Annotated in this window: 18 protein-coding genes and 1 pseudogene; 12 read left to right on the forward strand and 7 right to left on the reverse strand. The window is 65.5% G+C overall.

The window, feature by feature from the left end:
• Nucleotides 1-37 precede the first annotated feature (37 nt).
• The gene (locus ACP7AS_RS00785) at nucleotides 38-1,669 is read left to right on the forward strand and encodes an alpha-amylase family glycosyl hydrolase (RefSeq protein ID WP_426026922.1); all 1,632 of its coding nucleotides are present in this window, start codon (nucleotides 38-40) and stop codon (nucleotides 1,667-1,669) included.
• Between the two features lie 37 nt (nucleotides 1,670-1,706).
• Entirely contained in the window at nucleotides 1,707-2,729 is a 1,023-nt protein-coding gene (locus tag ACP7AS_RS00790) for an NAD-dependent epimerase (protein WP_426026923.1), read from the forward strand.
• Nucleotides 2,730-2,840: 111 nt separating this feature from the next.
• Here the strand turns inward: ACP7AS_RS00790 and ACP7AS_RS00795 are convergent, their stop codons facing one another.
• A complete protein-coding gene (locus ACP7AS_RS00795) occupies nucleotides 2,841-5,645 on the reverse strand; it encodes a M16 family metallopeptidase (protein WP_426026924.1) in 2,805 nt (934 codons plus the stop codon).
• A gap of 301 nt (nucleotides 5,646-5,946) precedes the next feature.
• Here ACP7AS_RS00795 and ACP7AS_RS00800 point away from each other — a divergent pair, with 301 nt between their 5' ends.
• From ACP7AS_RS00800 to ACP7AS_RS00810, 3 genes are all read left to right on the forward strand, one after another.
• Nucleotides 5,947-7,269: an ammonium transporter gene (locus ACP7AS_RS00800; protein ID WP_426026925.1), complete on the forward strand. Its 1,323-nt coding sequence runs from the start codon at nucleotides 5,947-5,949 to the stop codon at nucleotides 7,267-7,269.
• A 62-nt stretch (nucleotides 7,270-7,331) separates the two neighbouring features.
• Nucleotides 7,332-8,360 (forward strand): UbiA family prenyltransferase, encoded by a 1,029-nt coding sequence (locus ACP7AS_RS00805; RefSeq protein ID WP_426026926.1) that lies wholly within the window; start codon nucleotides 7,332-7,334, stop codon nucleotides 8,358-8,360.
• A gap of 11 nt (nucleotides 8,361-8,371) precedes the next feature.
• Nucleotides 8,372-9,235, forward strand: a complete 864-nt coding sequence (locus ACP7AS_RS00810) for a DUF3298 and DUF4163 domain-containing protein (protein ID WP_426026927.1) — start codon at nucleotides 8,372-8,374, stop codon at nucleotides 9,233-9,235.
• Here ACP7AS_RS00810 and ACP7AS_RS00815 read toward each other — a convergent pair.
• Genes ACP7AS_RS00815 through ACP7AS_RS00825 form a run of 3 tightly spaced genes read right to left on the reverse strand, consistent with a single transcriptional unit; the run spans nucleotide 9,232 to nucleotide 10,806 of the window.
• Nucleotides 9,232-10,173, reverse strand: coding sequence for an alpha/beta fold hydrolase (locus ACP7AS_RS00815; protein WP_426026928.1), 942 nt, complete (start codon nucleotides 10,171-10,173; stop codon nucleotides 9,232-9,234). The genes ACP7AS_RS00810 and ACP7AS_RS00815 overlap by 4 nt on opposite strands.
• Nucleotides 10,174-10,207: 34 nt before the next feature.
• Complete coding sequence (locus tag ACP7AS_RS00820) at nucleotides 10,208-10,405, reverse strand: helix-turn-helix transcriptional regulator (protein ID WP_426026929.1); 198 nt, start codon at nucleotides 10,403-10,405, stop codon at nucleotides 10,208-10,210.
• Entirely contained in the window at nucleotides 10,405-10,806 is a 402-nt protein-coding gene (locus tag ACP7AS_RS00825; RefSeq protein ID WP_426026930.1) for a hypothetical protein, read from the reverse strand. Before ACP7AS_RS00825 ends, ACP7AS_RS00820 begins: the two co-directional genes overlap by 1 nt.
• A 139-nt stretch (nucleotides 10,807-10,945) precedes the next feature.
• Here ACP7AS_RS00825 and ACP7AS_RS00830 point away from each other — a divergent pair, with 139 nt between their 5' ends.
• Nucleotides 10,946-11,920, forward strand: coding sequence for a fatty acid desaturase family protein (locus ACP7AS_RS00830; RefSeq protein WP_426026931.1), 975 nt, complete (start codon nucleotides 10,946-10,948; stop codon nucleotides 11,918-11,920).
• Between the two features lie 304 nt (nucleotides 11,921-12,224).
• Here the strand turns inward: ACP7AS_RS00830 and ACP7AS_RS00835 are convergent, their stop codons facing one another.
• Together ACP7AS_RS00835 and ACP7AS_RS00840 are read right to left on the reverse strand one after the other, a co-directional pair.
• Nucleotides 12,225-12,875, reverse strand: a complete 651-nt coding sequence (locus ACP7AS_RS00835) for a potassium channel family protein (protein ID WP_426026932.1) — start codon at nucleotides 12,873-12,875, stop codon at nucleotides 12,225-12,227.
• Between the two features lie 13 nt (nucleotides 12,876-12,888).
• Nucleotides 12,889-14,160, reverse strand: a complete 1,272-nt coding sequence (locus ACP7AS_RS00840; protein ID WP_426026933.1) for a TrkH family potassium uptake protein — start codon at nucleotides 14,158-14,160, stop codon at nucleotides 12,889-12,891.
• Nucleotides 14,161-14,410: 250 nt separating this feature from the next.
• Between ACP7AS_RS00840 and ACP7AS_RS00845 the strand changes: the two are divergent.
• Nucleotides 14,411-15,570: pseudogene (locus tag ACP7AS_RS00845) on the forward strand (IS30 family transposase).
• A 43-nt stretch (nucleotides 15,571-15,613) separates the two neighbouring features.
• Here the strand turns inward: ACP7AS_RS00845 and ACP7AS_RS00850 are convergent.
• The gene (locus tag ACP7AS_RS00850; protein ID WP_426026934.1) at nucleotides 15,614-18,484 is read right to left on the reverse strand and encodes a PAS domain-containing protein; all 2,871 of its coding nucleotides are present in this window, start codon (nucleotides 18,482-18,484) and stop codon (nucleotides 15,614-15,616) included.
• Between the two features lie 440 nt (nucleotides 18,485-18,924).
• Between ACP7AS_RS00850 and ACP7AS_RS00855 the strand changes: the two genes are divergently transcribed.
• The 5 genes from ACP7AS_RS00855 (at nucleotide 18,925) to ACP7AS_RS00875 (ending at nucleotide 23,267) form a co-directional block, all read left to right on the forward strand.
• Nucleotides 18,925-19,488 (forward strand): recombinase family protein, encoded by a 564-nt coding sequence (locus ACP7AS_RS00855; RefSeq protein ID WP_426026935.1) that lies wholly within the window; start codon nucleotides 18,925-18,927, stop codon nucleotides 19,486-19,488.
• A 422-nt stretch (nucleotides 19,489-19,910) separates the two neighbouring features.
• Complete coding sequence (locus ACP7AS_RS00860) at nucleotides 19,911-20,519, forward strand: hypothetical protein (RefSeq protein ID WP_426026936.1); 609 nt, start codon at nucleotides 19,911-19,913, stop codon at nucleotides 20,517-20,519.
• Nucleotides 20,520-20,686: 167 nt separating this feature from the next.
• Nucleotides 20,687-21,436, forward strand: coding sequence for a hybrid sensor histidine kinase/response regulator (locus ACP7AS_RS00865; RefSeq protein WP_426027487.1), 750 nt, complete (start codon nucleotides 20,687-20,689; stop codon nucleotides 21,434-21,436).
• A gap of 535 nt (nucleotides 21,437-21,971) precedes the next feature.
• The gene (locus ACP7AS_RS00870) at nucleotides 21,972-22,433 is read left to right on the forward strand and encodes a hypothetical protein (RefSeq protein WP_426026937.1); all 462 of its coding nucleotides are present in this window, start codon (nucleotides 21,972-21,974) and stop codon (nucleotides 22,431-22,433) included.
• A 60-nt stretch (nucleotides 22,434-22,493) separates the two neighbouring features.
• Nucleotides 22,494-23,267, forward strand: a complete 774-nt coding sequence (locus ACP7AS_RS00875; protein ID WP_426026938.1) for a 3'-5' exonuclease — start codon at nucleotides 22,494-22,496, stop codon at nucleotides 23,265-23,267.
• Nucleotides 23,268-23,464 lie beyond the last annotated feature (197 nt).

Raw genomic sequence — 23,464 nt, forward strand, 5'->3', positions numbered from 1 at the left:
GCTCCACACTCCCGGCCAGTCAGACTCAAGGCTCGCCGTGACCGGTCAGGATTCAGAACGCATCTTTAAGCCGGCCGATACCGCCGACTGGTGGCGCGGGGCCGTGATCTATCAGGTCTATCCGCGCAGCTTCGCCGACACCAACGGTGACGGCGTCGGCGATCTGGCCGGGATCACCGCCCACCTCGATCACATCGCCTCACTGGGCGTGGACGCAGTCTGGCTGAGCCCCTTCTTCACCTCACCGATGAAGGATTTCGGCTATGACGTCGCTGACTATTGCGACGTCGATCCGATCTTCGGCACCCTGGCCGACTTCGACCGCCTGATCGCCCGCGCCCATGATCTAGGCCTCAGGATCATCACGGACCTGGTCGTCGCCCACACCTCGGACCGGCACGTCTGGTTCCAGCAGAGCCGCCAGTCGCGCACGGGAGCCCGGGCGGACTGGTTCGTCTGGGCCGACGCCAAAGATGATGGTTCGCCGCCGTCCAACTGGCAGTCGGTGTTCGGCGGCCCGGCCTGGATTTGGGACGCCCGGCGCGGCCAGTACTACATGCACAATTTCCTGCCGGAACAGCCGCAGCTGAACCTGCACAAGGCCGCCGTCCAGGACGCCCTGCTGGACGCCGCTCGCTTCTGGCTGGACCGCGGCGTCGACGGCTTTCGCTTCGACGCCATCAATTTCGCGATGCACGACCCGGCGCTGACAGACAATCCACCCGCGCCCCCCGGCGGCAGACGGACCCGCCCGTTCGACTTCCAGTCCCACGTCCACAACCAGTCCCAGCCCGGCATCGTCGACTTCCTCGCCCGCGTCCGCGCCCTGATGGATCGCTACCCCGGCCGCTTCAGCGTCGCCGAGGTCGTGGGCGAGGCCGCCGAGCCCGAGATGCAGGCCTTCACCGCCGGCGAGACCCGGCTGAACAGCGCCTACGGCTTCTCCTATCTGTATGCGGACGAACTGACGCCCGGACTGGTGCGGCGCGCCAATACGGCCTGGGACGGTGCTCCCGGCCAGGGCTGGCCGTCCTGGGCCTTCTCCAACCACGATGCCCCGCGCGCCGTCTCGCGCTGGAGCCACGGGCGCGACCCCGACCGCTTCGCCCGCATGGCCATGCTCCTGCTCATAGCCCTGCGCGGCAATGTGTTCGTCTATCAGGGCGAGGAACTGGGCCTGCCCCAGGCCGAGGTGCCCTTCGAGCGGCTGGTCGATCCCGAGGCCATCGCCAACTGGCCCGAGACCCTCGGCCGTGACGGTGCCCGCACCCCCATGCCCTGGCGGGCGGATGTCCCGCACGCCGGCTTTTCGACGGTCGAGCCCTGGCTGCCGGTCGATCCCCGCCACCCGCCGCTGGCCGTCGAGCGGCAGGAGGTCGATGCCGCCTCGATGCTCCACCTGACCCGGCGACTGATCACCATGCGCAAGGCGACCCCGGCCCTCAGGCTCGGCGCGCTGACCTTCCGGGATGCACCCGCGCCCCTCCTCGCCTTCGACCGGATCCTCGGCGACGAGGTCCTGACCTGCGTCTTCAACCTGGGCCACGAAGCCTCCGGCTGGCTCCCGGGCGGAAGCTTCGACCGTATAGAGGCTGTCAATCTGGAGCGCGACGACGGGACGGGGCTCGCGCCTCTCTCCGGCCTGATCGGGCGGCGGCGGTCGATATGAGGTGGCGGACCCGCGTCGCCGGCGCTATCGCAGCGTCATGACCGCTCGCGGCCCCGTCCTCGTCACCGGCTCGGCCGGCTTCATCGGCTTTCATACCGCCCGGCGTCTGCTGGCGCGCGGCGAGACCGTGATCGGCCTCGACAACCTCAACGACTATTACGATCCCGCTCTGAAACAGGCCCGGCTTGACCGGCTCCTGACCGAGCCGGGCTATGTCCATCACACCCTCGACCTGGCCGATCGCAACGGCATGGCCGCCCTGTTCGCCCGGCACAGTCCGCGCCGCATCGTCCATCTCGGGGCCCAGGCGGGAGTTCGCTACAGCCTCGAAAATCCCGAGAGCTATATCGACTCCAACGTCGTCGGCTTCCTGACCGTGCTGGAAGGCGCGCGCGCGGTGAAGGCCGAAAACCTCGTCTTCGCCTCGACCAGTTCGGCCTTCGGGGCGAACGGCACCCTGCCCTTTTCCGTCAAACAGGGCGTGGCCCATCCGATGACGGTCTATGCCGCGACCAAGATCGCCAATGAGGCGATGGCCCATTCCTACGCCCACCTGTTCGGCATTCCCTCGACAGGCCTGCGCTTCTTCACCGTCTACGGACCGTGGGGCCGGCCCGACATGGCCCTGTTCAAATTCACGAAGGCCATCCTCGAAGGCCGGCCGATCGACGTCTATGGCCACGGCGAGATGGAGCGCGACTTCACCTATGTCGATGACATCGTCGACGGCGTGGTCGCCGCCCTCGACTCCCCCGCCGCCGTCGATCCGGACTGGAACGCCCAGGCCCCCAACCCCTCGACCAGCGGCGTGGCCCCTTGGCGCATCCTCAACCTCGGCGCCGGCCGCCGCGAACCGCTGATGCGCTATATTTCGGTGCTCGAGGACGCCCTCGGCCGCAAGGCCGGGCTCAACATGATGCCGGTCCAGGACGGCGACGTGACCCGCACCGAGGCGGACGTCTCGGAAACCCGCGCCGCCCTGGGCTATGAGCCGCAGACGCCCATCGACGTCGGGGTCAAACGGTTCGTCGGCTGGTACCGGGACTTCTACGAGGTCTGAGGCACGAGACCCGGAAGCCACCCTCCTCCCCGTGCACCCCGGCGTTCAAACCACCAATAGAAAAAGGGCGGGACCGTCGCCGGCCCCGCCCTCATCATGGCCGGTGCCGGCCTACGGGATCGGGCGACCCTGGGCGTCGACGACGATCACCTCGCCATAGCCGAGCGCCCGGATCTTCGGCTCGATCGTGGCGCGGTCACCGACCACGACCCAGGTGGTCGGGCCCGTGCCGACGATGTCGCGGGCCGCCTGGCTGGCCGTTGCAGCCGTCGTCCCGTTCACCGTGGCGGCATAGGCGTCATAGTAGGTCTCGGGCCAGCCGAAGATGACCATGCGGTTCAGGTCGTTGACCACGGCGGCGTTGGTCTCCCAGCCTCCGGCCATGCCCTGCACCAGATTGGCGCGAACCGCTGAGACCTCGGCGTCGGTCAGCGGTCGACTGCCAACCACTTCGCTGAGTTCGCGGCGCAGTTCGGCCAGGCTTTCGGCGGTCTTGTCGCTCTGCACACCGGCGGACACTTGGTAGAGGCGCGGCCCACGCGTGGTGTTGAGGCCACCGCCGGCCCCGTAGGACCAGCCCTTGTCCTCGCGCAGGTTCATGTTGATCCGGCTGGTGAAGGCACCGCCGAGGGCCGTGTTCATCACATCGATCAACGGCTCGCGTGCGGGATCAAAGACCGGTGCGATCCGGCCTGCGAGAACGGTCGACTGCGGGCCGGCACGATCCACAATCAGGATACGCGGCTGGTCGCCCGCCGACGGCGGCGTCGGAGCCACTGGCCGGGCAGGCAGCGGTGTCGACGGCGCGCGCCATGCGGCGAACGCGCGCTCCAGCTTGGGCGTCAGGGCCGCGAGGGTCGTGTCGCCGACCACGACGAGGGTCGCATTGTCGGGGCGGAACCAGTTCGCATGATAGGCGCGGGCAGCCTCCGGCGTCAGGGTCCGGACCGTCTCCTCGGTGCCTTGGCTGGGGCGACCGTAGGGGCTTTCCGGGCCATAGAGGTCAGCGCTCAGAATGCGGCCTGCAATGGCACCCGGGTTGCGGTTGGACTGCTGGATGCCCGCGATCTGCTGCGTCTGGACGCGGGTGAAGTCGGCCGGGCGGAAGGCCGGGTTCAAAATCACGTCGGCGAACAGATCGAGCGAAGGATCGAGCCGCGCTTCCAGCGCGTTCATGCTGACGCTCGTAAAGTTGGGACCCGATCCGCCGCCCAAGGTCGCGCCCAGAATCTGCAAGCGGTCGCTGAGCTGCAGCGCATCCAGCGTGTTGGTGCCATTGGTCATGACCGTCGGGGTTATGGAGGCCAGACCCAGCTGGCCGTCAGGATCGACCGCCGAGCCGGCGTCCAGGATCAGGTTCATGCTGACCGTGGGCACGCTATCGCGCTGCACGAACACCACCTTCACGCCGTTCGACAGGGTCGCGCGCTCGATATCGGGGAAGCTGGCCATCGGGGCATCGCCGGTGGCCGGTACCCCGGCGGCGCGGTCGACCCCGGCCGAAACCGAATAGTCAGGGAACGGCAGGACCTCCAGCGAATAGCTGCCATCCGTCAGCCAACGGCGGCCGGCGGCGGTCAGGTCGCCCGGTGTGGCGGCAAGGACGCGCTGATAGCTGATCTTCCAGGCACCAGGATCGTCGAAGAACACTTCGGATGCCGCCAGGCGATCGGACTTGCCGCCAAAGCCGCCGATCCGCTCCAGCCCGCGGATATAGCCCGCGGCCGTCTGGGTCCGGACCCGCTCCAGTTCCTGGGCGGTGGGACCGTCGCGCAGCAGACGGGCCATCTCTTCATCGACAATGGCTTCGATCCGGGTCAGGTCGCCGCCCGCCCTGGCCGTAGCCACGACCTGAAACTGTCCGGCGATCTGTCGGCCACCGGCAAAGGCCTGGACCGCCGTGGCCAGTTGCTCGTCGATCACCAGCCTCTTGAACAGACGCGAGGACCGGCCCGAGCTAAGCACGTCGGCCAGCATGCCCAGATGATCCGTATCGGCCTCGCCGGTCGGGGTCATGTTCCAGACCTTGTAAAGGCGCGGCTGGCCGACGCGGTCGTACATGATCTCGCGCTGGGCCCCGACCATCGGCGCGATCATGCGGCGCGGCTGGGTCACCGGCGGGCCCGAGGGGATGTCGCCGAAATAGCGTTCGACCTTCGCCCGCGCCTCTTCCGGCGAGATGTCGCCCGCCAGCACGATCACCGCATTGGCCGCGCCATAGTAGTCGCGGAACCACTGTTGCACGGTCGGCAGGTCAGCGGCGTTCAGATCGTCCATCGAACCGATGACGGTGTGGCCATAGGGGTGTTCATCGGGCCAGGTCGCGGCCGTGATGGCGTTGAAGACGCGCCCGTAGGGCTGGTTCTCGCCTTGGCGCTTCTCGTTCTGCACCACGCCGCGCTGCTCATCGAGGCGCGCCTGGTCGATAGCGCCCAGCAGGTGGCCCATCCGGTCACTCTCGAGCCACAGCAGGGCGTCCAGCGCCGAGGTCGGAACATTCTGGAAATAGTTGGTGCGGTCGGTGTTGGTGGTGCCGTTCTGGTCGGTGGCTCCCAGCAGCTCGGTGCCCTTGAAGAAGTCGGTGTTGTAGTTTTCCGACCCGTTGAACATCAGGTGTTCGAACAGGTGGGCGAAGCCCGACCGGCCCTCGGGCTCATCCTTGGAGCCGACGCCATACCAGATGTTGACCGCCACGATCGGGGCCTTGCGGTCCTCGTGAACGATCAGGGTCAGGCCGTTGCTCAGAACGAATTTGGTGAAGGGAATGTCGACATCGGGCAGGGGTGCCAGCTGTTCCTGGACCGCGGCCGCCGCCGGTACGGCGGCTGCCGCGACGGTTGTTTCGGCTTGGGCCTGGGCGGCCATCAGGGTCGCGGCGACCCCTCCGAGCAAGGCGATACGGCGGACGTTGCGCATGGATTTCCCCCTGGAACTGCGACGATAAAGTGCGTGTTTGCCAAGTGGTACCCGACCTTGGCCGACGCGCAAGACGCGAATCACCGCAGCTTTGGACGTGTTCGTGCGGTTGCGAGATCGCCCGGTCTGTTCGTGCTGAAACCCTTGCCACCGCTATCCGTGATGACACGAGGCAGGAAAATATTGCGCCGCACACGAAATGAATTGCCTGCTGCGCTGCAATAGGGCCCTATTCGTTTCCGCGGCGTCGAACGCGGTTCGCGCCGAGTCTTCTGATCCCTCCAGAGCCCGGACGCCGCGTATGACCCGACCTGTTGCCGCCCTTTTGATCCTGCTCGGCGGGCTGGTCGCCGGCCCCGCCCTGGCGGCCACACCCGCGGATCCGGCGCTGCTGGCCCATCAGGCGCCGCTCGTGCTGAACGAGGCCGCGTCCGCCTGGATCCTGACTTCCACGGCCCTGGTCCTGCTGATGACCCTGCCGGGTCTGGCCCTGTTCTACGGCGGCATGGTCCGGCGCAAGAACGTCATCGCCACCATCGCCCATTCGACCGCCGCCCTGGCCATCGTCACCGTGCTGTGGTTCGCCGTCGGCTACAGCCTGTCGTTCGGTTCCAGCGCCCCCGCGACCAACGGCTTCATCGGCGGTTTCCAGGCCGCCTTCCTCGACGGCGTCACGCCCTCGACCGCGCACAGCCTCGCCCCCGGCCTGCCCGAGTTCCTGTGGATCGCCTATCAGCTGACCTTCGCCATCATCACCCCGGCCCTGATCGCCGGTGCCTTCGCCGAGCGGATCAAATTCTCGGCCTCCATCCTGTTCTTCTTCCTGTGGCACCTGCTGGTCTATGTGCCGATCTGCCATCAGGTCTGGGGCGGCGGCTGGATGGGGTCACTGGGCGTGCTGGACTTCGCCGGCGGCGCGGTGGTCCACGTCAATGCCGGCGTCGCGGGTCTGATTTGCGCCCTCGTTCTCGGGCCGCGTCAGGGCTTCGGCCGGGACAATATGGCCCCGCACAATCTCGCCTTCACGGCCATCGGCACGGGCCTGCTGTTCGTCGGCTGGCTGGGCTTCAATGCGGGCTCGGCCTGGGCCGCCGACGGGATCGCCGCCGTCGCCGCCCTCAACACCATGCTCGCCGCCGCGGCCGCCGCCATCGGCTGGACCGCCGTCGAGTGGATCGACCACAAACGCCCGACCCTTCTGGGCCTGCTGTCCGGCATCGTCGCCGGCCTTGTCGGGATCACCCCGGCCGCCGGCCTGGTGGATCCCAAGGGGGCCTTCATCATCGGCATCCTGTCGGGTCCCGCCTGCTACGCCGGGGCCGTCTGGCTCAAGCGCGCCCTGAAATACGACGACAGCCTCGACGCCTTCGGCGTGCACGGCGTCGGCGGCATCGTCGGGGCCCTGCTGACCGGCGTGCTGGCCACGGCCGCGATCAACCCGGCCGCCGCCAGTGCCAACCTGCTCAATCAGGCCATCGGCCTGGCCGCCGTCATCGCCTGGAGCGGCATCGGCACCTTCCTGATCCTGATGATCTGCAAATTCACCACCGGCCTGCGCGTCGACAAGGAGTCCGAGATCGAGGGGCTGGACTACACCCAGCACGGCGAGACCCTGCACACCTGAACGTCAGGCAGGCGATCGCCCCGACCCTTCACCGCCCTCGTCGGACAGGCTATCTCCGGTGCATGACCTCAGCCCCGCTTCCCGACGCCGGTTCCAACTGGGTGGACCGCCACGCGCCGGAAGCCCTCAAACCGTGGCTCAAGCTGGGCCGCTTCGACCGTCCGATCGGCATCTGGCTGCTGCTGCTGCCGGGCCTGCAGGGCATTGCCCTGGGGTTTGCCTCGAACCTGTCGCTGTTCCCGAGCCTCCGCTTCGCAGCCGGCCACGCCGCCGGCCTCGCCGTCCTGTTCGCCCTCGGGGCCTGCCTGATGCGGGCGGCCGGCTGCGCCTTCAATGACATTGTCGACCGGAAGATCGACCGGCAGGTCGCCCGCACCGCCTCCCGTCCCATTGCGTCCGGCCAGATCGCCGTGAGTCACGCCGGGGTCTTCATCACCGTCTGCTGTTTCATCAGCCTGCAGATCCTGCTGGCGATGAACTGGACCACGGTGATGCTGGGGATCGGGTCGCTGGCTCTGGTCGCCGCCTATCCCTTCATGAAACGCATCACTTGGTGGCCCCAGGCCTGGCTCGGCCTGACCTTCAACTGGGGAGCCCTGATGGGCTTCGCCGCCTTCACCAGCACCTTCCCCTGGTCCGGCATGCCCGCCTACTGGCGGACCGGTGTCGTTCCACTGGACGCGACGGCGGCCCTGTCCGGCCACCTCACCCTTGCCGCCCTGTTCCTCTATCTCGGCGGGGTGTTCTGGACCCTCGGCTACGACACCATCTACGCCCTGCAGGACATCGAGGACGACGCCATGGTGGGGGTGAAGTCCTCGGCCCGCCGTCTGGGTGCGAACGTGCCGCGCGGCGTCGCCGTCTTCTACGCCCTCGCTATCGCCTGCGCCGCGGTAGCCGGAGGGCTGGCCGGTCTCGGCCCCTTGTTCTGGCCGGGCCTCGCCGCCTGCGCCCTGCACCTCGCCTGGCAGGCCCGTCGGGTGCGGACCGACGACCCCACCCTCGCCTTGCGTCTTTTCAAGTCCAACCGTGAAGCCGGCCTGATCCTTCTTTCCGCCATCCTTCTGGGCGCTGTAGGATGGCCGCTGTGAAGGAGGCACGCATGACCCCGACCGCCCGGCCTCCGCTCCGGCTGTTGTTCCTGGCCGCCGTCGCCGCCACGGCCCTGTCCGCCTGCAACCGCGACCGCGAGCCTGCTGCCCCGGCACCCGCCGCGCCCGGAACCGCCGCGGTCATCACCCCGGCCGACGCCGCCGCCCCCATGGGCTTCGAGTCGAAGACGCCCTGGGCCGACGTCAGCCTGACCCTGCCCGCCGCCATCCGGCCCCAGACCGACCTGCACGCCCGCCTCTATGCCGAGGAGGTCCGTCGCCTGCGCCAGTTCGTCGAGGGAGCCCAGGGCGAACTGACCGAGGCCGGTGCCGATACCGACCGGCCCAAATACGAGAAGACCATCACCATCACCGTCGCTGCCGAAACGGCCAAACTGTTCAGCCTCAAGCGCGTCGATTTCGACTATTCCGGCGGGGCCCATCCGAACACGCTGGCCGAGGGGGTGCTGTGGGACAAGGCGCTGAAGCGCCGGATCGGCATGGCCGACCTGTTCGGCAAGGGCGCGGACCTGAGCGTTCTGGATCAGGCCCTGTGCTCGGCGATCAACACCGCCAAGCGGGCCCGCGTGCCCGAGAGCGCCGGCGTCACCCTCGGCGGCAAGGACTTTTCCTGCCCCCGGGCGATCGACACCGCCTTCGTGCTGACGGCCGGCGACACCCCGGGCAAGGCCGCGGGCCTGACCTTCCTGGTCGGGCCGTATCAGGTCGGCCCCTATGTCGAGGGCGCGTATGAGATCGCCATCCCCGCAGCGGTCTTCCGCTCCCAGCTCGCCGTCGCCTACAGCGGCGAGTTCGGGGGCCGGTTGACCCGGACCGGGGACGTCACCCCGGCCTCGGCACCCGCAGCGATCTAGTCCGCCAGGAACTGATCCACCAGGCTCGCGAACCGTTCGGGCTGGTCGGCCATGATGAAGTGGCGGCTGCCCTCGACCCGGATCACACGAACCCCCGGCAGGGTCGCGTATTCCCGTTCCCACAGCGCCTGGGCCATCGCCGGCGGCGGGCCACCGTCGGCGTCGACGGCATAGAGGGCGGTGACCGGCGTGGTCATGGCCGCCAGACCCGGGCGGGCGTCGGTGGTCATGACGTCGGTCAGGGCGGCGGCGACGGCCCGTCGATCGCTGGCCATGGACCAGTCCACCATCGTCTCCCGCATCGCCGGATCACGGGCCAGCCCTTGGGCCACCTGCGTCTGCTGGGCGCGGAAGGTGGCCTCATCGGCCGCCACCATGGCGGCGGCGGCCTGGGCAGCGAAGGGGCGAGCCTGCTCGGCCGTCACCGTGGGCCCGAACAGGGCACTGTAGAACGGCAGGGCGTCGACGATCATCAGCCGCCCGACGCGCTCGGGATGCGCCTGGGCGAGCAGCAGCCCGCTCAATCCCCCCATCGAATGGCCGATCACAGCGGGCCGCTGCAGACCGGCGGTTTCGACATAGCGGGCCAGTTCGGCCACTTCGGGGGCCACGAACGGGCCGTCACCGTGGCTCCACGGCGCGCCGGCGAAGCCCGCCAGCTGGACCAGATGGACTCGATGGGTGGCCGAGAGCCGCGTCGCCAGCGGACGCCAGACTTCCCGCGAGGAAGCGAGGCCGGGGATCAAGATGACGTCGGGGCCGGACCCGATCACCTCGACCGACAGCCGGTCCGAGACGAAGGCTGCGCGGGCGGCCGCCGGCGAAGGCTCCGCCTGAACGGCAGACGCGACGACTCCGGCCCCCAGGGCGACGGCGGACGCGATCGCGAAGGCACGCAGCAGCCGGCGGCCGCCGCCGTGATGGGACATGAACATCATGATCTTGATCCTGTAAGGTTAAACTGACTATTGGTCAGGCATGCGGATTGTCGAAGATCTCTTCCACCGGCCGGGCGAACAGCACGGCGATGCGGTAGGCGAGGTCGAGGGAGGGGTCGTGCTTCTCGGTTTCAAGTGCGTTGACCGCCTGGCGCGAGACGCCCAGCGCCTGGCCCAGCTGTTCCTGGGTCCAGCCGCGCCCGGTGCGCAGATCGCGCAGGGTGTTTTTCATCAGCGGCTGCTCTTCAGGAAGGGCGAGACGAGGCCGAACAGCCCCCAGAACAGCGGATAGATCAGCCATCCCGGCGCATGCGGCGCATCACCGTAGCTTTCGGCGAATCCCCAGGCCGAGAACAGCGCCATGGCGAGGCCGGAAGCGAGGATGAAACGCTTGGCGTTGAGAGCGCGAACGAACTCGTCGCTCTCGTTCATCAGGGCCAGGGTGGCCCACAGCTGTCCGGCGATCGGGGCGGCGACCGCCAGGCCCAGCAGGATACCGGCCCGACTGCCGACGATCGGGTCGAAAGCCCCGGTGATCGCGGCGACATTGACCGCGACATAACCGGCCATGAACAGATTGGTGCGGATGACATAGCGCTTGTGCGCAGGATCCATCGTCTTCCAGGACGTCATGGCGATCTCCTTGTGTAAGCCTTACCTTACAACGAAGGAAAGTAATGTCAACCTCACTTTTGTCACGTTAGCCTGACTGGCATGACCCTTTGTCGGGCAACGCGTTGAGCCCGGCGGCCCCGGCGTCTATCCTGTAACCATGCCCGCAGCGCCCCGCATCCGGCCCGCCGATCTGTTCACCCCCGGGGAGTGGGCACCGTTCAAGGCGCGCTCGATCTGGGCCGGACCGCTGCTGGTCGCCCACTGTTGGGGGGTGATCGCCCTGGCCGTGGCGGTCGGCGTCGCCTGGCCGATCATGATCCCGCTCTGTGTCGCCGTTATCGGCACGCGACAACTCGGTCTCGCCATCCTGATGCATGAGGCGGCGCACGGCGGCCTGTCGTCGAACCCGCGCCTCAACGACGCCCTCGGTCACTGGCTCTGCGCCGTGCCGATCGGTGCCGCCCTGACCGCCTATCGTCCCTATCATCTGGCACATCACAAATACGCACAGCAGGCGGAAGACCCTGACCTGGTGCTGTCGGCCCCCTTCCCCGTCACCCGCGCCTCGCTGCGCCGCAAGATCGTCCGTGACCTGACCGGCCAGACCTTTTTCAAACAGCGGGTCCTTCTGCCGCTGGCGGCCGCGCGGGGACACGCCGCCCGGGCGGCGACCGACGACCACGCCTATGAGGCCGTCGTCACCGGTCGTTCGATCGTGCCCTTCCTGATCGTCAACGCGGCCCTGCTGGCCGCCGCCGTCGCTGCCGGGGTCTGGTGGGCGTATTTCGCCCTCTGGCTGCTGCCGATGGCGAGCTGGTTCCCGATGGTCACCCGGCTGCGGAACATCGCTGAACACGCCTGCGTCGAGGGTTCGGCAACCGACCCGTTCCGCGCCGCCCGGACCACCCGCGCCTCTTGGTGGGAGCGCGCCTTCATCGCCCCCTACTGGGTCAATTTCCATGCCGAGCATCACCTGTTCATGTGGGTCAACAGCTACAAACTACCTGCCTTGCACCAAAAGTTGGGAGACAAGGGCGTGTTAGGTCGGATGGAAGTTGCGCCCGGCTACCTGTCGGTTCTGCGTGAAGCGAGCAGAAAGCCAGCGCCAACGACCACGAGCAAGGTCAGCTAAGCGCCAGAACCGGTCATTCACTGAGCGCCGGGAACACGACATTCAGCCATGCCGTCTGAGCCTGGGAACGTCTGCTTTTCGGTCCGATGCCTTTGGCGGCTCCCGACTGAGGCCGTGTAAAAACTCACAGGACCGAAAAACTCGCGCAAAGTCCTTCGGCGTGACCACCGCTCTGGAGAAACATCTTCCAAACAATGAGGCCCTCCTGCCTCTGATTGGAATAAAACTGCATCCAATTTCAGCGCCTTGGAGTTTTTACACGGCCTCGACCCATTGCAGACATTCGGCGGTTGGCCAGCCCAGGCTAGGGGAGTGCCGCAAAGCGCTCCACTTTTTGCGTCGGACCGGAGATGATGAGAAGGTCTCCCTCAACCACAAGCGTCCCGGGCTTCGCATAGGTGAAGTCCTCCTGCGGGCGTTTCACGCCGACAACGGTGACACCATGCCGGGTCCTGAGCTGCGACTCTCCAAGGGTCTTGCCCAGCGCTTCACGAGGCGGGCGCGTTTTGACGATGGCGAAGTCGTCGTCAAACTCGATGAAGTCGATCATCTTGCCGGTGACCAGATGCGCGACCCGCTCGCCCATGGCGGCCTCCGGATACACCACATGATGGGCTCCGGTCTTCTCAAGGATCTTCCCATGATTTGAGCTGATCGCCTTGGCCCAGATGTCGGGAACGCCCATTTCGCTGAGGGCGAGGACGGTCAACACGCTGGCTTCGACGTCGTTGCCGATCCCGACGACGGCGTGTTGGAAGTCGGCGACCCCCAGCCTCCGCAAGGCGTCAATGTTGCTCGCATCCGCCTGGACAACGTGGGTTAACCGGTCGGACCACGACTGCACGAGGGCGAGGTCTTCCTCGATCGCCAAGACCTCGTGGCCCAGCAGGCTGAGGCTTTGAGCGACGGCGCCCCCGAAGCGGCCCAGGCCGACAACGACGACATTGTTCGACACCTGTTTGTTCGATCTAGCCAACGATGGGGCGCTCCTGCGGATAGCGGTATGGGACGTGCCGGGCGCGCAGCGCCATGGCCGCCGCCACGGTTATGGTTCCGACCCGACCGACGAACATGAGGCCGATGAGGATCAGTTGCGCGGTCGGGGGCAGAGACGCGGTGATGCCGGTGCTCATGCCGACCGTCGCAAATGCCGACACGACCTCGAACAGCACTTTCTCCAGAGGGTGCATCGTCAGCGAGAGAATGGCGAGCGTCGAAACCCCCACCAGTCCCACCGCAAGCAGCACTACAGCGAGGGCTTGCCTCTGGGCGTCTGGACAGATGCGGCGTCTAAAGGCGGTGACGTCGGAGCGTCCGCGCACCTCAGCCCAGACGATGACCCCCAGAAGCAAGAAGGTTGTCACCTTGATGCCGCCAGCGGTGCCCGCGCTGCCTCCACCGATGAGCATCAGACCATCCGTCAGAAAGAGGGTCTCGGGCCGCATCTGGCCGACGTCCACGGTATTAAAGCCCGCCGTGCGGCTGACCACCGAGTGGGTGAAGGCATTCAACATCTTTGCCGGGGCCGACATGTCGCTGAACGTGCCGACGTTGTTCCATTCAGCCACGGCAACGCCGAGGAAGCCGAGCACGAGCAAGCCTCCTGTCCCGAGCAGCGTCAGCTTCGCATGAATGGACCAGCGCTCCGGCGTCCGCCATTCGGTCAGCAGTTCGTTGATTACCGGGAACCCAAGTCCGCTGACGATGACCGCAGCGCACAGCGGAAACAGCACCAGCGGATCGAGCGCAAAACCCATCAAGTTGTCGGTGAAGGTGGAAAATCCAGCGTTGTTGAAGGCGGAGACGGAGTGGAAAACTCCGTGCCAAGCCGCGACACCCCAAGGTTCACCATAGCCAAAATGAAACCGAAAAGTCAGGATCACCGCTACAGCCAGCTCGAAGGTCAACGTGACCCACAAGATGGTCATCAGCACGCCTTTGACGTCGACAAGTTGAAGGCTCTTGGTCTCCGCTTGGACGATCAGTCGGCGTCCCAACTTCATGCGCCGGGAGATCAACAGTCCTAAAAGGGTTGCGCCGGTCATGATGCCGAACCCGCCGACCTGAAAAAGTCCGAGGATCACCACCTGCCCGAACAGGGACCAGTAGGTTGCAGTATCCACTGTGATCAATCCAGTGACACAGGTGGCCGACGTGGCGGTGAACAGTGCCGTGAGCAGGGGCGCGGGGTCGCCGGTCGCGGTGGCCCAAGGCAGCGACAGCAGGGCGGTGCCGAGCAAGATGATAGCCAAAAAGGCCAGAGGCACCATGCGAGCCGGGTGGTCGAGTAGCGGTCTTCGCAAGGCGTCACCTTTGGCAACAGGCCGCCCTTATAGTCGATCCGGTCGCCTCGCATAGCCCACCCTCAGGCGAGCCTGCTCGCTTCGACCAGAGTCCGCTTTCCACCCGTAGGTGACCGTCCGGTCCCGAGGGTGGGCTCAACCGGTGAACGCAACACGCTACTTTTCCTTGGGAGATGGAGCGTGGGTGATGAGGCAGCGGCGACGGATCTATTATTCGGCGGCCCAGCGAGCTGAAATCTGGGATCGCTGGAAGGCCGGCGAGTCGATGAGTTCGATCGGACGGCGGTTCGATCGGGAATCCTCGTGTGTGTTTTCAGTGCTTTCGCCGACGGGCGGCATCCGACCTCCCGACCGGACGCGGGCTTCGCAGGCGCTCAGCCTCGGCGAGCGAGAGGAAATCTCCCGAGGGCTCAGCACCCGCTGCTCGCTGCGTGGGATCGCCCGGTTGCTGGATCGATCACCATCGACGATCAGTCGCGAGGTGCTGCGCAATGGCGGGCCCGAACAATATCGAGCGACAGGCTCCGATCAGGCGGCTTGGGACCGAGCCTTGCGTCCGAAACGCTGCAAGCTGGCTTGCCGACCCGCCTTGGCCCGGACAGTATCCGGCAAGCTGCGGCGGAACTGGTCGCCCGAGCAGATCGCCGGCTGGCTCAAGCGTACCTGGCCCGGGGAGCCGCACAATCAGGTGTCACACGAAACCATCTACCGCAGCCTTTTCATCCAGACCCGAGGGGTGCTGAAGAAAGAGCTGCTGGCCCACCTCAGGGCGCGGCGAACGATCCGACGGTCGCGGCATGCACCCTGAAGCGGAACGGCCTCGGCCAGATCAAGGACGCCGTCTCCATCAGCGAACGGCCTGCGTCCGTCGAGGATCGCGCGATCCCCGGCCACTGGGAAGGCGATCTGATCGGCGGGTCCAGAAACAGCTACGTCGCCACGCTGGTCGAGCGGCATTCGCGCTACGTCATGCTGGTCAAGGTCGCCAACAAAGACACCGAAAGCGTCGTCTCCGCCCTGATCAAGCAGTCGAAGAAACTGCCCCGCGAGCTCTATCAGTCCCTGACGTGGGATCGGGGCAAGGAGCTCGCCGATCACAAGCGTCTGGCGATGGCCACCGACGTCGAGGTCTACTTCTGCGATCCCCGATCACCGTGGCAGCGCGGCTCGAACGAAAACACCAATCGGCTGCTGCGCCAGTACCTGCCTCACGGGACCGATCTGTCCCTGCACAGCCAGGCCCAGCTCAGCGCCATCGCCCGGCAGCTCAATGAGCGGCCAAGAAAGACCTTGCTCTATCGAACTCCAGCGGAGACCTTCGCCGAGTGTGTTGCGGCGATCAGTTGAGCCCACCACCCATAGCGGACACTCACATAGTCGGCTCCCGGCCTCAGGCCCGCGCCAAATCCGCTACGGCGCGGATGATGTCGCGGTGGCCTGTCGGCTTTTCGAGGCGCACGACATCGGCGAATTCTTTGGGAATGGACTTACTGTCATAGCCGGTGAGGAACACGAAGGGCGCGCCGGCTTCGCGAAGGGCGTGAGCGATTACGAACGATGGACCCGCGCCCAGGTTGACGTCGATCACAGCAGCGGTGATCCGATGGCTTTTGACGGCTTCCAAGGCATCGGCGGTGGTCCCGAACGGTCCGATCACTTCGGCCCCGGCCTCGCTCAGGGCACTGGTGGCGTCCTGGGCGAGATAGAAGTCGTCTTCCAGAACCAGCACCGTCTGGCCGACCAGGCTCGGTTCGCCCGTCATATCTATCGATCCTCCGGAAACTCCGCTCGACATGGGGGCGGTTGTTTCAAGGATGCTCGCTCCCGGCTGCAAAGGGAACTCGATAAAGGCGCGAGCGCCTTCAGGTCCTATCACGATCTCACCACGACCGCGCAGTTCGTAAGGCACGCGCTGTTCGATGAGCTGGCTGCCGAAACCCTTGCGCGTGGGTGGCGACCAGTCGGCGGGCGCGGGACGACGTTCCGTCCAGTCGAGCCTGAGTAGGGGAGACCCATCGGCACCATGCACCTGCCAGGCCACCTCGACCATGCCCTCGGAGACAGACAGCGCGCCGTATTTCAGAGCATTGGTGGCCAGTTCGTGGATGGCCAGCGACAGGACCTCCGCTGCCTTCGGAGAGATCACCACCTCGGGTCCCGACAGCGAGTATTGGCCTTGGTGGTCCGCTTGCGCCTCAAGTTCTTCACGGACGATCAAGCCGATCTCGACGCCGACGTCGGCGCCGCGCGTCAGCAGCGTCTGCGTTCTGGCCAAGGCCATCAGGCGACCGATTATCAGCCCTTCGTAAGCGGCCACGCTTTCCGCAGTTGCGGCCGTCCGTTTGGCCACCGAGCGCAGCATCGCCATAATGTTGCGAACGCGATGTTGCAGTTCGGCGAGCAGCACTGACTGGTGCTCTGCCAACAGCTTCGCCTCGGTCACATCGGTGCCGATGCCGCCGACCCACTTCACGCCGTTTTCGTCGAAGAGTGGGAAGTCGTGATCCCTGATCCAGCGGAAGGTGCCGTCCGACGGACGCCTGATACGGAATTCATGCACCGCCGGGTCTCCGCGCCGTGCCAATTCTAGATGCCCCAACGCCACGTCCCGGTCCTCGGGAACGATTAGCGCTCCCCAGTGCTGCACCGCGCCCATCGCCCTTTCCGGGGCCATGCCGTACACGGTTGCGAAGGCCGGGCTTAGAAACTCCATGTCCATCGTGTCCGCTCGCCGGATCCACAGCACGTCTGTGGAAGAGGCGGCGAACTGCGAGAAGCGTGCCTCGCTTTCGCGCAGCGCCTTCTCAGTGCGGGCGCGCTCCACCGCCGTCCAGGTGCGTTCGGCAACCTCTTCGACAAGGGAGACTTCGCCCTGTGTCCAAACCCGAGGGGCGGTCGAGGTGGCCACGATCGCCCAAAGCGGGTTGTTCTCGCCTTTGCGCAGGGTCGCGGCGATCAAGGCACGAATGTCGAGGCCTTCGATACTGGCCCGGTCGCCGTCCGAAAGCCCCTCCATCCCCCCGACGTCGTCGATCACCAGCGTTCGATCCCTCGCGATCTCGAAAGCCTCGGGGAAATCGGACAGACGCGCCTGAGCAGGCAACGGCGCCAGATGGTCGTCGTGCACCTGGTGGGGAAACTCGGCCGTGTCTTCCGCCAGCCGATAAATCCCAACGTAGCAGCGATCGAGCCGCATCTGCTCCATGAGCATCCGGAGCGCTCGTTCTGACATGGCCTCGGCGTTCGGTTCCGCCCGCAAGGCATCGCTGAGCTTCAGTAGGAAAGCCTGTTGCTCCTCGCCTTCGCGGCGCGCAGCCTCCGCTTGCTTCGTCGCGGTAATGTTCTGGGCCGCCCCAAACCACTCTAGGATGCTGCCAGCAGGGTCCAGGATGGGGACCGCGCGCGAAACCGCCCACCCCATCCCGCCGTCGATCTGGCGGACGCGGTGCTCATGATTGAAGTTTGCCTTGGTGCGAACCGCCTCGCCTATCGCCGCCAGCGTGGAGGCGTGGTCTTCGACCGGGATGTAGTCTTCCAACCAAGCTTGGCTGGGGCGGGCCGTATCCGCAATAAACTCGCCGCCCGCCAGGGCGCGCAACTCGAGCATGTCGGGGCTCATGACGTAGAAGGCGTCAGTGCTTGCCTGGGTCAAGGCACGCAGGCGGGTATTGCTGGCCAACTGATCTTGATGCGCGCCACGCAACGCTAGCACGACCTGCTGGGCAGCCGAAGCGAACCGGGCGAGGCTTTCAACCAAACGTGCGTCCTCGGTCTCGAAATGATCGTCGGCACCATGCTTGATCGTCCAAAGCGTGCCGACGGGCTCGCCGTCGATATGGAAAGGGGCGAGCAACCCCTCGCTGATGCCGGGGTCTGCCTGCAATAAGGCTGGGAACGATCGTTCGGGGTTCTTCATTAGCACGACCGCCTCGCGTGCTATGACCTCACCGCACGGGCTGGCCTCGCGGGGCATCGTCCCGTCGCGATAGGGGGACCAAGCTCCGGCTGTGGCGACCCAGCGAAATGCGCTGTTTTCTCCGCCCGGCTCCAGCAGGCTGATCCCTGCAGATCCGGATCGGGTCAGCTCCATTGTCAGTTCGACGACACGCTGCAAAACCGTTTCAGGCCTGCTGCTTAAAGCTTCGGCGAGGGAGGTGAGGGCTCGGTTCTCGGCCTGATAGTCCGGCGCACGCGATGGCCTCCGCTCAAGATCGCGGGTTATGATGACGCTTTCGACGTCAACCTTTTTGCCGGTACCCATAGTTGTATCGATCCCCCATGTTCCCGGCGTTCAGATTTTAACGACGATCATTCGCAGTGTGCGCGTCAAACTAACAGATAGCGCCTCTGCCCGCAGGCCCGTTTCACCCAGCCAAAGTGGCCTGGTGTCGGGTCGATCTCGGAACCTCCGCGACGAGTGATGCCATGTCCGCTAACCCCCCGTTGCGGACTCTAGGAGTGTCTGCTTTCGGGCGGCCAGGTGAGCCCGCCCCCTTCATGCCGAAAAGCGGTCTTTCCTAAGGTCCGCTTTGAAGAGTCAGGACCGGACAGGCCGATGGGTAGCGTACAAGTTGGGTACACCCGTACGTGACGGCCCGGTGTTACGCCCAAGTCCCCGCTGCCGTGTCACATTAGCCTTCCAGGTCGCTCGTTGTGACGGACGGCAATAGACTCCACCCGAATGTTACACCGGGAGGGACGATGGCGAGGATCGGCTACGCGAGGGTCAGCAGCGCGGGACAGGACTACCAAGGGCAGATCGACCGGCTCGCGCTAGATGGCTGCGCGCCCATCCGCGCCGAGAAGGTGACAGGCTCCGTTCGCGAGGGACGAGGCGAACTCGGAGCGGTCCTGGATTTCATCCGCGAGGGGGATGAGCTCGTTGTCGTCCGGCTGGACCGGCTCGCCAGATCGACACGGGACACCCTGAACATCGTGGCCGAACTGGAGGCAAAGGGTGCCAGCCTGCGCGTCCTTGAACCCGAGATCAGCACAGGCGGCGACCTTGGCCGCATCGTCATCACCACCCTCGGAATGATCGCGGAGCTTGAACGGTCCTTCTTGCGGGAGCGCCAGCGGGCCGGGATCGTCGCCGCCAAGGCGCGCGGTGCCTACAAGGGGCGGGGGAAGACCATCGATCCAGCCGCTATTCAGCAACTCGTCGCCGAAGGCTTCGGCCCGTCAGCCATCGCGAAGCAGTTGGGCATTTCCCGAATGACCGTCTACCGGGAGACGACGGCCGCCGTCACAGCCTCTGGGCCCTAGTCCCACCAGACGACCCGGCTTCGCGGCTTATACTTCCGACAAGGAGTTCGATACGACATCACCGCCGGTTAAACCGGCGGTGATAAGCGCGATCTCAGGGCCGGTTGTCTGTGCGCCCACAGGGCCAGTTTCGGGGTCGAGCCCGTCCGGATTTCCCGCTTGGAATTAGGCTCGCGCGCGCGCGAGCGCGAGGACGGCGGCAGTCGCAAACGGCCAAAAGCCCGTCGCAAAGATTTTCAAAAAAGCCTCTGGCTTTCTGAAACCGCCGCTCGTATGTCGCCGCGGTCGAGGCCCTGGCCTCGGTCTTTGAGCCGCCCCAAAGGCCCTGCGCCTTTCCTTGCTCGATGAGATCGGACGCCCCGTGAGGGCAACCGCAGTCTGCCCATCCGGTGCAGTGCTGATTTTCATCGTGAGGATTGAAAATGACTACCTCTAACAACAAGACGGGCCCCTCGCGGGTCAAGTCCGTGCGCGCGGACGGGATATCTGACACCGAAACTGTCGAAGACGGCAACAAGGCCAACGAGGCGCACTCCATCGACCCCGACACCTCCGGCGTTTCGGCGGAAGCTGTGCTAGTCTGCGGGTCTGTGAATGACCAAACCGCCAGCGTGACGGATGGCGGATTTACCGGCGGCAATGTCCTTAGCGACCTGGAACGGGTGAGGCTTCTTGACGACCTGAACGCGCAGCACTTGGCGGACGACGCGGCAAGCCTCGGCGGCGACGAGGAGACCTTCATTCTTCGTCTCGACACCGCGATTACCTTCCACCGCCTCGGCGGAAAAAACTGCCCCGAGCTGGTCAGGAGAGCGAAGTTCAACGGTGCCGACGACACGCCCCGCGCGGGGCAAAGCGATGAGCACTGGCTTGCCCCCGGATTTACGGGTGTGAACTTGAACGACCTCAAAGACGACCATCGCAGGCGCGCCAGCCTCAGGATGAGGGACGCGTACGATGCGCCCGGCTGGGGCCGGTACATCTCGAAGGCCATCACGCCGGGGACTTCCAAACTGTTCCTAATGTCCTAGGCGCCGTCGCCATAGGCTGATCCACCAAGCTGCACTTCGCGACGCGTCGGTATGCGCACGAGCAGGGGATCAACCTTTCACTGGACACGACCGGGCTTGGCTGTCGTCTGCTCCGGTCCGACGAGGGTCGCATCGAGCAGACCGTCGTCAACCTGGTCGCCAACGCCATCAAATTCACGCCCCAAGGCGAAAGGGTTGTCATCCGTGCGGCCTCTGAAGAAGGCTCGCTTCGAATCGAGGTTATTGATGGCGGCCCCGGCGTAGCCGACTGTGACCGTGAGCGGATATTCCAACCCTTCGAACAGACTGAAACAGGCCGTCAGGCCGGGGGCAACGGGCTGGGTCTGTCCATCTGCACCGGCAATGTCCACTTGCTCGGCGGCGAGATCGGCACCGACCTTACCGAGACAGGCCGAAGCCGGTTCTGGTTTCAATGTCCTGTCGATACGAGCACGCAAGGCCGTCTGGAGGAGCCTGAGGAGCCAGGCGAGATTCAGGGCGGGCTTCGGGTGCTTGCGGCAGAGGACAACCCGGCGAATCGTCGGGTCTTGCAGCTGCTCCTGGCCCCGGCCAATGTCGAACTCACGTTCGCCGAGGATGGGCAGCAGGCGCTGAATGCCCTGGCCACCGCCCGCTTCGACTTGGTGCTGATGGACGCCAACATGCCGGTGATGGACGGAGTGGAACCGGTGAGACGAATTCGCTCGGGCGATCTCGCGCCGGGCGCCGCCATCTTTATGCTGACAGCAAACGCATTTGCCGACGACGTCAGTCTATACAGGGCGGCCGGTGCCGATGGCGTTCTGACCAAACCGATCCATCTGCTATCTCTGTTCGCGGTGCTCTCTGACTGCGGGAAAGGGGTGGTTCTGTCAGGGCAACTTTGCGATGCTGACAGGCTGACCGCGACAAGTTGAAAGCCGCTCTAACCTGCCTGAAATCAGGCAACCGCTACCGCTTGAACGGTCGCCGCTTCGGCTCGGAATAGCCGGGGGTCGGTCTGCTGACGAGATGCCATTGGATGCCGAAGGTGTTTTAGATCGCTGCATAGGTGGTGAGGAATTTCTGGGCTGAGGCTTTGAATCTGTGCCGCTGCTGGTGTCGCTTCTGTCGTCTGATCGGCAGACGGGAGTTCTCCGCCAGATTGTTCTCCTAAAGCCAGTCGGGTCGATGCCGGCACCTCACATCCAGACGATCCTTGCCGGGAGCGGACATTCTTAACCGCCGCTATGGGTCGGGAGCGGAAACTGGCATCCGAGCGGAAAGCGGACATTCCTGGCCCGGCGTCGCCGATCTATCGACACGGGAGCGGCAAAATTCCGCGATCCAAGACCAACTTTCATCCCCTAAAACTATGGTTGTGACGCTCGAATTATTTTCGGGTCAGTCTGTGGTCGCATATTTGGACGACGGCATTAGAGCGGCGACATCGACAACCACAACGAGGTGTTCATGTCCCTTCTGAAATCCCTGAAACTGTCTGCCGCAAAGCCGCAATCCCAGCCGGCCAGCCCGCAGGAACGCAATCGCGAAAAGCTGCGCGGTTATCTCGCTGAACAGCGAGCGCTGGTCGAAGCGACCATCGCAGGCAAACCCTATGCGGTCGTCCGCACGGTCACCAAGACGGACGAGGCCGGGAACCGGTCGCGCGTCGAAGTCCCGCGCACTGTCCGCAAGGGCTGGTTCAGCGGCGACGGCGGCAAGGTCTTCTTCCAGCTGCGCTACGGTGGCAGGCCCCTGGAACTGGCCAAGGGCATGTGTGCCGTCGAAGCCGAGGGCATCGCGGGCATAGGCCCCGTCATCGACACACTGGATCAGGCGGCACTGGCCGGTGAGTTTGATGCCGCCGTGGCCGCTGCTGCTCAGGCGCGCGCCGCGACGATGAAGACGGCGAAGGCGAAGAAGGCGGGCTAATGACGCCAGAATAGATGGGCGGCGGTGCCGCCCATCACGCTTTCCTAGCAGGGAGACACCATGGCCCACGTCGTCGTTTTCGATCTTGAGACCATTCCCGATCTGGAGGCCGTGTCGCGCATCCATGGTGTCGATCCCCATGACGACGAACGCGCTCGGGAGATCGTCGGCACCAAGTTCTGCAAACTGCCCCTGCACCGGATCGCCTGCATCGGGGCCCTGATCGCGGAGAGCAGCGACAATGGCTGGATAGTCCGATCGCTCGGTGCCCCGCACATCGGGGACCGCAGTGAAGCCGACCTGATCGCCAGTTTCGCCGACCGCCTGAACGAACTGCGGCCCTGTCTCGTATCGTTCAACGGAAGCGGCTTCGACCTGCCGGTGCTGCGCTACCGGGCCATGGTCAACCAGTTGTCCGCGCCGGGCCTGTATGCGCGGGGCTATTTCAAGCGGTATTCCGACGACGCCGTGGACCTCTGCGACGTGCTGGCCAGCTTCACCACCCAGGGCAAATGCAAGCTGGACGAACTTTCGCGCATCCTCTGCCTCCCCGGAAAACCCGACGGCGTCGATGGCTCCAAGGTGGCCGAGTACGTGGCCACGGGGCGCATTCAGGAAGTCGCGGACTACTGCGAAACCGACGTGGTGAATACCTACCGCGTCTGGCTCCGCTACGCACTTATGCGGGGCGCGCTGACCCAAGGGGCCTTCGAACAAAGCGAGCGAAGTCTCACCGATTTCATTGACGCCCGGTCTTCGGACAGACCTGACCTGGCCCCGTTTGCGACCCCTTCCGCGTTGCCGGACGACGCCGCTGGGAGCGCCTCGAATTAGGCCAGGGTTCAGCAGCACGGCTTGGGACTTGGCGTTCATCGAAGTGCGGGCTGAAATCCGCAATAGTCGGAATGGCCGCGTCCGAGTTGAACTATGGGTCAACGCCTTGCTGAATGACGGAGAGGACGAAGGCATGTTGTCGGACGCCGCCGCTTCGAACATCATATCCCTTTCCCGAGCGCGACTGGAGCTGACCC

Source organism: Brevundimonas sp. TWP2-3-4b2 (genome assembly GCF_049897345.1).
In the GTDB taxonomy this organism is placed as follows: domain Bacteria; phylum Pseudomonadota; class Alphaproteobacteria; order Caulobacterales; family Caulobacteraceae; genus Brevundimonas.

Excerpts from the sequence above, each read along its gene's own strand:
- ACP7AS_RS00795 (WP_426026924.1), bottom strand. The coding sequence starts at position 5,645 with ATGCGCAACGTCCGCCGTATCGCCTTGCTCGGAGGGGTCGCCGCGACC.
- ACP7AS_RS00825 (WP_426026930.1), bottom strand. The coding sequence starts at position 10,806 with ATGACGTCCTGGAAGACGATGGATCCTGCGCACAAGCGCTATGTCATC.
- ACP7AS_RS00875 (WP_426026938.1), top strand. The coding sequence starts at position 22,494 with ATGGCCCACGTCGTCGTTTTCGATCTTGAGACCATTCCCGATCTGGAG.
- ACP7AS_RS00870 (WP_426026937.1), top strand. The coding sequence starts at position 21,972 with ATGTCCCTTCTGAAATCCCTGAAACTGTCTGCCGCAAAGCCGCAATCC.
- ACP7AS_RS00815 (WP_426026928.1), bottom strand. The coding sequence starts at position 10,173 with ATGATGTTCATGTCCCATCACGGCGGCGGCCGCCGGCTGCTGCGTGCC.
- ACP7AS_RS00820 (WP_426026929.1), bottom strand. The coding sequence starts at position 10,405 with ATGAAAAACACCCTGCGCGATCTGCGCACCGGGCGCGGCTGGACCCAG.
- ACP7AS_RS00850 (WP_426026934.1), bottom strand. The coding sequence starts at position 18,484 with ATGGGTACCGGCAAAAAGGTTGACGTCGAAAGCGTCATCATAACCCGC.
- ACP7AS_RS00810 (WP_426026927.1), top strand. The coding sequence starts at position 8,372 with ATGACCCCGACCGCCCGGCCTCCGCTCCGGCTGTTGTTCCTGGCCGCC.
- ACP7AS_RS00855 (WP_426026935.1), top strand. The coding sequence starts at position 18,925 with ATGGCGAGGATCGGCTACGCGAGGGTCAGCAGCGCGGGACAGGACTAC.
- ACP7AS_RS00830 (WP_426026931.1), top strand. The coding sequence starts at position 10,946 with ATGCCCGCAGCGCCCCGCATCCGGCCCGCCGATCTGTTCACCCCCGGG.
- ACP7AS_RS00800 (WP_426026925.1), top strand. The coding sequence starts at position 5,947 with ATGACCCGACCTGTTGCCGCCCTTTTGATCCTGCTCGGCGGGCTGGTC.
- ACP7AS_RS00805 (WP_426026926.1), top strand. The coding sequence starts at position 7,332 with ATGACCTCAGCCCCGCTTCCCGACGCCGGTTCCAACTGGGTGGACCGC.
- ACP7AS_RS00790 (WP_426026923.1), top strand. The coding sequence starts at position 1,707 with ATGACCGCTCGCGGCCCCGTCCTCGTCACCGGCTCGGCCGGCTTCATC.
- ACP7AS_RS00860 (WP_426026936.1), top strand. The coding sequence starts at position 19,911 with ATGACTACCTCTAACAACAAGACGGGCCCCTCGCGGGTCAAGTCCGTG.